This is a genomic window from Clostridium algoriphilum (genome assembly GCF_020443705.1).
Taxonomy (GTDB): Bacteria; Bacillota; Clostridia; order Clostridiales; family Clostridiaceae; genus Clostridium_AD; species Clostridium_AD algoriphilum.
On the sequence record NZ_JAIZZK010000064.1, the window covers coordinates 1 to 9,705 of the forward strand.

Consider the following 9,705-nt stretch of genomic DNA (forward strand, 5'->3'; position numbering starts at 1 on the left):
CTGTTCATAATCAAAAACACAATTAATTTCATCTTTTTTATTATATCCAAACAATTGATTTTCATGTATATAAAAATCAATTGCTTGGAAACAGCAAATGTCGTGAAAAGATTGTTTAACGACAAAAAAATGAATAATTAAGTGATATGTTAAACTCATACAGTAATCTCCCATATTGAACATAAAAATGCCTCTGGTAGCTACCAGGGGCATTTTTATGTATAAACTATTATACTATTTTAAAACTTCCACAGTCTGTACATTCTGGTGTTTTAGAAACACTTTCATGTTTTACAACTTCGATTTTGTTTAATGTACAATAATTATCTTCTTTGCAATGATGCTCACATTCATTTACTGCACAACCTATACTTTCATTATGATTCATAAAAAGTACCTCCCTTTATAAAATTATAAAATTATTATTAGCATAAATAAAAATAATTATCCTAACAAACTTCGATTAAAAGTATATTACATTATTTGTTGTGTTCCCTTATGTGGCTGACATCCAGTGAATCTTCTAAATCGTTGTAAGAACAATATCTATTTATATGTAATATAATACAGATATAATGTAAGATATAGTTTACAATATGTAAAAAAAGTATTACAATATATTTAGAGGTGGTTTATGTGAGTAAAAATTTAAAATTTAAGTCTGCAAGAGCCGCAAAAGACATGTCACAAAAGGAAGTCGCTGAAGCTGTTAATGTTACTAGACAAACCATTAATGCTATTGAAAGTGGAGACTATAACCCATCTATACGATTATGTATTGCTATTTGTAAATCACTCAATAAAACACTTGATCAAATTTTTTGGGAGGATGATATTAATGATAAATAAAGAAAGTCTGAAAGAAGACCTTGATGAAATGCAGATTCAAACTCGAAATAAAATAGGGAATCAATGCTATTTCATTCTCTTTCCTTCACTATTGATAGATATATTTCTCGGAAATTGTGGGGTTAAGTGGGCTGCTAGTTCAATAAGCATATCTGCAATAATATTAATTTGCGCGATATATTACGGTATCAGGGTCGTCGGGGCAGGAGCATATGGTACCTATAGCAAAAAAAAATTGAGTATTAGCATTGGTTTTTGTGTAATGGTGATTACTATGGGACTGATTATTAAAACAAGTTTTTTTAAAGGAAGTTTCAGCATTTCTTATAGTGGAGCTTTAAGAGTGTTTATATTTTTCGTCCTCTTCATCATGATTATCGTTATCTCAAGTATAATATCAAGACATAAAAATAATGAAGGAAATGATTAAAAACATTTTGTTGTTCATTTTTAAAAGTCCAATTATTATCAAAGGCACTTAATATTGCGATAAAAACTATTTTATATAAAGACAAAAGTCGTGAAATAATAATTGAACTAAACCGCTAACAGCGGTGGCTGAAGAGTACTAATTGCATTAATTTGATTTTTACCTCTATAAAATATAAAGAAGCATCTTAAGTAAGATACTTCTTTATTATAATGTACACTTCCTATAAACTTTTATTATCGAAATAAAAAATAAGGGAGTGTTATTATTTATTTCAGAATTAAGAGAAAAATCCGAACCTATTCATTTCACGACATCTATTATATCCCTATATCTAGCCTATACCCTCATTCCAGCCTTCATCCATGTCATTATTTACTATTTTCATGCTATTTTTGGTGTCTAATTGAGAATATACACTACTTTTATGCATTATTTATCACTATCTACATTGTTTTTTATTGCTATTTTATTAAAATAAAGTTAGTATGATTGTACTGTTTATTTGATTTTAATTTAGGTCACTGGTTCCCCATAAATTGGTACTATTCTTGTCCAACCTTTCATTTTTCCATACTTCAGATATTTATCGTAATAATCTAACTCCTCATTAAAGAACTCCTTCCATAACTTACGCAACGGTTCGTTCCTAATAGACTCAATGATTGCTCTGACATGAGCATCTAAGGACTGTAATTCCCTACTTAAAACAATTCGATACATAAACTTATCTGTAATTGTTTCAGGATCAATTGGAGAAGTTACTGGTTGTGCCGGTCTGTTAGGCAGGGGTACATTAAGCTTTAGTGCTAGCCCTTCAAGCTTGTTAAGCTGCTTGTTATAACTATGTAACCTCTGTTTAAGTATTACCTTAAACTCAGTATCATGAGCAAAACTAGCGAATATACCTAAGAGTTCAGTTTGTTCATATCTCATAGTAATATGATCCCAAATATGAAACGATTCAGAAGTGGAAAGCTGTTCTTCTAACTGAGGAATAGAAGTCTTGTAAGTAGGATACGTCTCTTCCCAGCCTGTCAATTTACCAAACTTATAAAAGGTATCTAGATCCTCAAACTGAATTATAAACTCTTGGATAATAATACTTCTTAACTTATCATTCGTACTGGTTGAACGAACTGCATAACTAAGAGACAGCACCTGTGCTATGAGGTCATGGTATATCTTTTTATAGATATAATCATCTGTTACATCATTAATACGGGTTGCAAACTTTACGTCCACAGGAGGTCTGTTTGGCATGATGATACGAAATTTTTCGCCTAATTCCTCTAAATCATCTATCTGCTTTTCAAAATTTATCTGAAATTTATCTAGGATTATATCCCAACTTACGTCATGAACAAAGTTTTTAAATAATTGAATCGTTTGAGTGCTAACATACCTAGTTCTTAGAAGATTATATATATTAAATGCCTCCTGGATATCTAGGCTTCCTTCTCTTTTCTTAACTTTTTTTATTATTGAAATTATATCCAATACATTCACCCCTTAATTGCAAATATTGTTATTAGTATTTGTAGAATAATGTTTATACATACATTTAGGGGTTCATTAAAGAAGTAAGTGATAGCATTCTCACATACTGAATACATAACCATTATAAGTTCGTATTACATAAATTAAAAGTTCATATAGAAATAAATGAGGTCATGGAAGTTACATTTGAGTTTTTATTTTCTTTATATTTCATTTCATAGAACAAAATCCACACAACATAACACTTATTATGTTGTATGCTAATTCATCAGTTATAAACTAACTACTTTGCATATAAATTAAATAGAAATGTTAAATGACTTTAATAGATTATAAAGATCACCATAGTACATTTTTATATAATAGTATGTAAGACCACGGTTTCTTAGTTTTTCTATACTATATGTGACATTATTTTTAGAAAACTCAGGCATTAATTTAGTGAAACGAATTATAAATTCACCTTTTGTTATATGATGTGGTTTAATATATGTTGCCTTAACACCAGCTAATTTATAAGCTTCACTAATAGAGGTAAAATAACATTTAATATAAGTTGGATACAGCTTATTTTCTTTAAGTAAATGTTCTGTTATTATATTATTATTATTAGCATATATTTCAGCTATTTGCTTTAAAATATCAGATTTTTTATTTTCTATTTGTTTAGTGCCATATTTGTTTGATTTATTTATAGTAATTCCTAATGTACCATCCATAAATATTTTTTTGAATGAAGAAGTTTTAAAACATTTTTGTATTTTAATCCAAGTAGGCAATTCAGGATTATCTGTTACCAACTTAATAAAATTTTTTATAGAAATTGGACTATTTGCTTTATATTCATTTATTAACATAGTTCTTAATTCCTCAATCTTTTCAGCACATATATTTAAATCTTTATGATAAATAATATTTCCCACTAAAATTCTCCTTTGTATTTATTTAAATATGTTATTTGCTATTTTTAAATCACTTTATTCAATTAAAGATAATAATAATATCATTAAGGAATCTCCTGAGTGTAATTATTTACACTCAGAATCATGTGTTTAAAGGTTAATACTCAACCATTAATTTATTATTCTCTTGATTTCACATTATTTATTTTAGATTAACTTTATTGTATATCTCCATATTCAATTAAATTAAATTTAACATGAGCAGTTATTGAAGCATTTTTATATGCCGTATGCCAATCTACTTTTTTAAAGTAACTGTTATGCTTAGCTCTTACCATATCACCTATACCGATAGGGTCACTTTCTATTCTTTGCATGTACCCAACCAATTTTTGACAATCTTGCCTGAGTTGCTCCTGTACATAATCACTTACCTTTTTTACTTCATTTTGATTACTTAAATGATCCCATTTATAATCATCAGCATATCCAGATAAGTCTAAATAGATATCTACTACAGGTTTATTATTCTTAATTGAGATGTTTATTTTTTTACTGTTTTGACTAAGGTGAATAGCTGAGCTTAGTTTTTCACTATAAGTTTCATTAGCGCTAGCCGCAATACGAGCATTGTAGATATATTTTTTATGTTTTAAAGTTTTCATCATTGCCATTAAAAGTCCACTATCTTGTGCATTTATACTTCCAACCATTTTTTCTTCTGAAAATAAGGCTGAACCTGTGACTTCAATAGAATTATCAATAATCTTAATCATTGGAGTTGTATTATCAATACCTGGGGCCATGCTTATTAAGTTATACTTGAAAACTCTTGTTTCATTGATGTTCCCAGTTCTAACCGCACGCTCAAGAAGCGAATTCACATATGTAGATGTTATAGGTTTATCCTTAAAGTTTTCTTCTGATTGGTGTATTAAGCTTCTAGGGCTTCCATCAACAACAACAATCCATGTAAGCATTGCGTTCGTTTTATCCCTTTCTAATACTGAATTAATACCAGCTATACGTCCTTCTCCAGCAATCTCTTTAGAATAAAAAAATAGCTGAATTTTACCTGCCAACAGTTCCTTACTGGCCCTTTTATTAAAAAATTCCGTAGACATCCTTAGTAAATTAGTCTGAGTATCTAAAATCTCTACTCTAGAACCTTTAACATCTGGGTCAATTAGGGGCATGCCATAGGTAACCTTTAAATTTCCTTGAGGAGCTCGCTCTATACCTAATATTGTCAGAAAACTAATTTTTTCTACTATTACTTCATCCCAGCAACCACAAAGTATAAATGGAATAATAATTAATAATAGAAATGTTTTTTTTATCCCTTTATACATGTGGATTCACTCCTTTTTTTCGAATGAAAGAAAATAAGTAGCATATGACTAAAAATATTGAAAATATAGTTCCGGATATCGTCATAATATTAGTGTAAACTTTAATATTTGATATACTTTTAGGTACATTACTTAATAATATTGTTATTGAGGTAAATACAATTAGGTATATAGCCTTTTTCTTTAGATTTAATAGTTTACGTATACTATAATAGGTTACAGAAAAATATCCGCCAATCGACATAGCCATTGCTGGTAGCCATATAGCTATAAATAGCACATCCATTCTTTCAATTATTGGGGCTCTATAAGATCTTGATAGTTTAATCATTGGATCTATACTTTTTTTTAGCATTTCTTCTCCAAAAAAAGACGTAGTAACGAGAACAAGAATTATATAAAATATAGTGGTAATTGTATTAGCTCCTATAGCAAATTTCATGGCTTTTTGTTTGTTGGTAATTTCTGGGTATATAATCGAAATCACATCATAACCCAGGAATGCAAAAATACATGGACTAAAACTAGCTTTTATACCATCTATACCACTTTGGGCAATTGGCATTAAAAAATTCAATCTTAAGTCACCAGATACAAGTAAATACAAAATAAGACAGAAACCAATTGAAAGATATATCATTTGTGCAAATCTTGTTATATATTTTAATCCGTACCATGCTAGGTAGCAAGTAGGTATTAAAGTAAAAACACATAGTACAGATGAAGGAGTTGATCTTAATAAATCAACATGTATTAAGTTTATATAACTTCTTAAACATAGACATACGCTGTACCACAAATATAGAACTATAAGTAAATTTAACAAACCACCTAGGTATTTTCCGTATAAGAACTTATTTATTTCATATATAGATTTATTGTTATACCTATTCATAAGCTTTATTATCAGTGCAATTACAGCAGTTATAATTATTCCATATATTAATACTGAGATCCAACCATCATGGCCACAAACTGTAGCTAAATTACTTGGTAAGCCAACAATACCTATACCTACTTGAATAGATACAATAAGTCCCATCAATTGAGCAGAGGTAATATTGTTTTTCCTTTTATCCATTCTTCTTACCTCTTTCCTTATCTAGTGGTTTCGCAACATCTGGCCTTTTTTTCAAATATCTAATTGGAGCTCTTATATAGGTATCTTTTAAATCAGCAAATTTAAAAGGTGCTATAGGCTGAAAATAGGGTTCTCCTAGAGAATCTAATACTATTAGGTGTGCGAGTAACATTACCATTGGAACTATTACACCCAAAATACCAAATATTGATGAGGTTATCATAACGGCATATTTAACAAGCCTAATAGAAATTCCTAAATCATAAGTAGGCATGGTAAAGCCTGCAATGGCAGCAGCAGCGATTACTATTACCATAAGGTTACTTACTATTCCAGCCTGTATAGCTGTCTGACCAATTACTAATCCTCCAACAATACTAATAGATGCAGTTATAAAAGATGGAAGTCTAATTGAAGCTTCTCTTACCGTTTCTATCATAAATTCAACCATAAATGCTTCAATAACGGGAGGAAAAGGTACCTTTGCTCTGGATTGTGCAAGTTGGACTAGTAAAGGCAGTGGTATCATGTAGTAATGGTAAGTAAGCAATGCAATATATATACCTGGAAGAAATAATGCTATTAATATTGATACAGTCCGTAGCAAACGCAGGTAAGTTGCTCCTACCCAATGGGTTGAATAATCCTCAGGTGCTTGAGTAAATGCATGAAAAGTTACAGGAGCTATCATTACAAAGGAGGTTTCTTGAAGCATTATTAGATATTTTCCTTCCAGTAATCCTGCTACGGCTTTATCCGGTCTTTCTGTGGAAAGATATTGAGGAAAAATAGAATTTGGATGGTCCGCAATAATTTGTTCTAAATATCCAATTGCTAAAAAGCTGTCAGTATCTATTTGATTAATTTTGTCAGAAATAATTTGTAGTAATTTTGGATTGGCAATATGTTCAAGGTACGCTACCGAAATTGTTTGGTGTGATATATTTCCAACAGTAAAATTTTTAAATTTAAGTTTGACAGTTTTTAATTTCCTTCTGAGAGTAGCTATATTAGTTGCCATGTCTTCAATAAAGCCATCATGATCTCCTCTAACACTTTTTTCTCCTTCTGGCTCTTTTAAGGTTCTTTTTTCAAATTTTTTTAGTGTACATGAAATTCCTTGATTTAACCCCTCGCATATAAAAACTACATTTCCAGACAATATATCTTCTATTAGATTGTCAATTACTATAAGGAAGGTTAGTCCTGCTACAGGAATTTTATTAGGAAGATATTTAAGTTCTTCAGAATCTAATTTTTTTAAATTAAGTAAAGGAGTCATAAAATCTCTTTGAAAAAGGTCAATATCACATAACCCTTGAACAAAAAAGAAACAACCTTTTTTTCCCGAATTTAAAATAACCTGTCGCCTTATAATATCAGGACAGTCTTTTAATGCCTCATCAATCAAGGAAAAATTTTTCTCATAATCATTATATAAATTTACGTTTGTGTTTGCACTTTTATCTTCACTCATTTACATCACCAATTTTATTATTAGCAATATATTAAAAATATATACATAAATCCAGATGACTTTTTTCATATTAAAGAAAAAATGAAGGGGACTATCCCATTTTTTCTTGTCCTTTGGTTGATACTCTACAATATCCATAAATCACAACTTTTTACCTCACTTTTAGGTTTTACATTTGACTTTAAGTTTTGACACCACTTCATGCTTTAACCATTCTCACTTTATATATAATAAAAAAAACAAACTCTTATAGTAGGATTTTGTTTTTTTATTAGTTGTATCATCATAAAAGGTACATATATTTATACCTATGTACCTTTTTTATATCATTTTTAATTATAAATTTCTTTCATATTGTTCTACCATTTTTTTCACCATTTGTCCACCAACAGAAAATGCAACCGAACCTGATGGACTTATATAATAATAATATTTTTGAATAAGTATACTTTACAAATGGTGATATGGCTTTACATTTTCAAACAATAAAAGACAGAGAAGCATTTAATAAATTAATAGATTCTTATATCATGTCAAATTTACTTAAATAAATAACAGTGAAGTAACAGCAACAGAAATAGTTAAATTTATAAATACTATTTAGAAATGAAGATAACAATTATTAATATGATAGTAATGTTTAGAGAGTGTCTATTAATTTGGATGCTTTTCTTATGTAATAAAGCCTTTTGATTATTAATATTATTGTAAAACTACTTATGCACTAATGTTTATAAAGGTATACCTTAAAGGCTAGAATTAAAACAACCATTTTAAGCCATTCATAACGTTTATTAAGGTTGTAAAATATATATTAAAACGTTTATAAAATAATGCCCACCTTTTTAAACCATTATGCTATACTTCTTTTAATTTTTCAATAAAGGTATACGATGTAATAATTATCGGAATAAGCAACCCTTGGTCGCTATGGAGTTGAATATCCGTTATTACAATAAAATAATTCCTACAAATGTAATAATTAAAATATACCAATAAAAAAGAAATAGTAATAGATAAATGTTAATTTAGATTGTTATGTGCTTCGCTTGTGTTAAGTTACAATTTTAAATTATGTTATGGAAAAAGTGAATTACCATTTATGTTTAAAGGTGATCGAAATCTAATAGAACGCAAAAAATATGTTGTTTAATGGCTGATTTTATATTATTATGTCTGCATGGACGTTAAAAATAAATATAAAAGGTAGTGACCAAAAGATGATATATACAGTAACTTTTAATCCGGCTATAGATTATGTTATAAACGTAGATGATTTTAAAACAGGATTAATTAATAGAGTTGTCAGTGAAGAAAAATTTGCTGGCGGAAAAGGTATAAATGTATCAAGAGTTTTAAATAATGTTGGGATAAAAAGTAAGGCTTTAGGTTTTGTTGGAGGTTTTACTGGAAAATTTATCATTGATTCATTGGAGTCTCAAGGGGTTGAAACTGACTTTATTGAGATAAATGGTGATACAAGAATAAACGTTAAACTCAAATCGAAAGAAGAGACGGAAATCAATGGAGCCGGTCCAGTTATAAAAGATGAGGACTTGAATAAGCTATTTAAAACAATAGAAGGTTTAACTTCAAATGATTATCTAGTATTATCAGGAAATGTTCAGAAGTCTGTTCCAAGGGACATATATGCCAGGCTTCAAAAAAAGTGTGCTTCTAATAATGTGAAAGTTGTAGTTGATACCACAGGTGATGCGTTAGTCGCGACATTGGCGAATAAGCCATTTTTAATAAAACCTAATAATCATGAGCTAGGTGAAATATTTAATAAAGAACTTACAGATACAGATGAAATTATTGAATATGCAAAGAAACTTATTGTTATGGGGGCACAAAATGTAATTATATCTATGGCTGAAAGGGGAGCTCTTCTAATTTGCGAAAGTGGAGTTTATCACGCAACCCCAGCAAAGGGAAAAGTACAGAATTCAGTTGGTGCAGGAGATTCAGTTATTGCAGGATTTTTAGCTAAGTATTCAGAATCAAAGGATCTAATTGAAGCATTTAGATGGGGAGCTACATCTGGAAGTGCTACAGCATTTTCAAAGGATTTATGTAAAAAAGAAGATATTGAGCATTATTTAGCACAGGTA

General features: G+C 29.3%; 10 protein-coding genes. 3 read left to right on the top strand and 7 right to left on the bottom strand.

The genetic code is table 11. The annotated features are described in order from the left end of the window. Nucleotides 1-229 precede the first annotated feature (229 nt). Nucleotides 230-388, bottom strand: a complete 159-nt coding sequence (locus LGK95_RS21160) for a DUF1540 domain-containing protein (RefSeq protein ID WP_226126889.1) — start codon at nucleotides 386-388, stop codon at nucleotides 230-232. Nucleotides 389-636: 248 nt separating this feature from the next. Here LGK95_RS21160 and LGK95_RS21165 point away from each other — a divergent pair, with 248 nt between their 5' ends. Then, entirely contained in the window at nucleotides 637-849 is a 213-nt protein-coding gene (locus tag LGK95_RS21165) for a helix-turn-helix transcriptional regulator (RefSeq protein WP_226126890.1), read from the top strand. Beyond that, nucleotides 839-1,279, top strand: coding sequence for a DUF6773 family protein (locus tag LGK95_RS21170; RefSeq protein WP_226126891.1), 441 nt, complete (start codon nucleotides 839-841; stop codon nucleotides 1,277-1,279). Before LGK95_RS21165 ends, LGK95_RS21170 begins: the two co-directional genes overlap by 11 nt. Nucleotides 1,280-1,795: 516 nt before the next feature. Here the strand turns inward: LGK95_RS21170 and LGK95_RS21175 are convergent. The 6 genes from LGK95_RS21175 to LGK95_RS22935 all read right to left on the bottom strand — a co-directional run bounded on the left by LGK95_RS21175 (nucleotide 1,796) and on the right by LGK95_RS22935 (nucleotide 8,038). Beyond that, entirely contained in the window at nucleotides 1,796-2,779 is a 984-nt protein-coding gene (locus tag LGK95_RS21175) for a DUF3231 family protein (protein WP_226126892.1), read from the bottom strand. Nucleotides 2,780-3,078: 299 nt separating this feature from the next. Continuing rightward, nucleotides 3,079-3,702, bottom strand: a complete 624-nt coding sequence (locus LGK95_RS21180; RefSeq protein WP_226126893.1) for a hypothetical protein — start codon at nucleotides 3,700-3,702, stop codon at nucleotides 3,079-3,081. A 197-nt stretch (nucleotides 3,703-3,899) separates the two neighbouring features. Continuing rightward, nucleotides 3,900-5,033, bottom strand: coding sequence for a Ger(x)C family spore germination protein (locus tag LGK95_RS21185; RefSeq protein WP_226126894.1), 1,134 nt, complete (start codon nucleotides 5,031-5,033; stop codon nucleotides 3,900-3,902). Beyond that, nucleotides 5,026-6,114, bottom strand: a complete 1,089-nt coding sequence (locus LGK95_RS21190; RefSeq protein ID WP_226126895.1) for a GerAB/ArcD/ProY family transporter — start codon at nucleotides 6,112-6,114, stop codon at nucleotides 5,026-5,028. The genes LGK95_RS21185 and LGK95_RS21190 overlap by 8 nt, the downstream gene beginning before the upstream one ends. After that, entirely contained in the window at nucleotides 6,107-7,591 is a 1,485-nt protein-coding gene (locus LGK95_RS21195) for a spore germination protein (protein ID WP_226126896.1), read from the bottom strand. Before LGK95_RS21195 ends, LGK95_RS21190 begins: the two co-directional genes overlap by 8 nt. 336 nt (nucleotides 7,592-7,927) lie before the next feature. Continuing rightward, a complete protein-coding gene (locus LGK95_RS22935; RefSeq protein ID WP_404814482.1) occupies nucleotides 7,928-8,038 on the bottom strand; it encodes a small, acid-soluble spore protein, alpha/beta type in 111 nt (36 codons plus the stop codon). A 773-nt stretch (nucleotides 8,039-8,811) separates the two neighbouring features. On the opposite strand from LGK95_RS22935, the gene pfkB reads away from it, so the two are divergent. Further along, nucleotides 8,812-9,705: 1-phosphofructokinase (gene pfkB, locus LGK95_RS21205; RefSeq protein WP_226126898.1), on the top strand; the 894-nt coding region annotated here is incomplete at its 3' end.

What these genes read in the sequence shown, in the direction of transcription:
- LGK95_RS21160 (WP_226126889.1), bottom strand. Translation starts at nt 388, where the DNA reads ATGAATCATAATGAAAGTATAGGTTGTGCAGTAAATGAATGTGAGCAT.
- LGK95_RS21195 (WP_226126896.1), bottom strand. Translation starts at nt 7,591, where the DNA reads ATGAGTGAAGATAAAAGTGCAAACACAAACGTAAATTTATATAATGAT.
- LGK95_RS21185 (WP_226126894.1), bottom strand. Translation starts at nt 5,033, where the DNA reads ATGTATAAAGGGATAAAAAAAACATTTCTATTATTAATTATTATTCCA.
- LGK95_RS21170 (WP_226126891.1), top strand. Translation starts at nt 839, where the DNA reads ATGATAAATAAAGAAAGTCTGAAAGAAGACCTTGATGAAATGCAGATT.
- LGK95_RS21190 (WP_226126895.1), bottom strand. Translation starts at nt 6,114, where the DNA reads ATGGATAAAAGGAAAAACAATATTACCTCTGCTCAATTGATGGGACTT.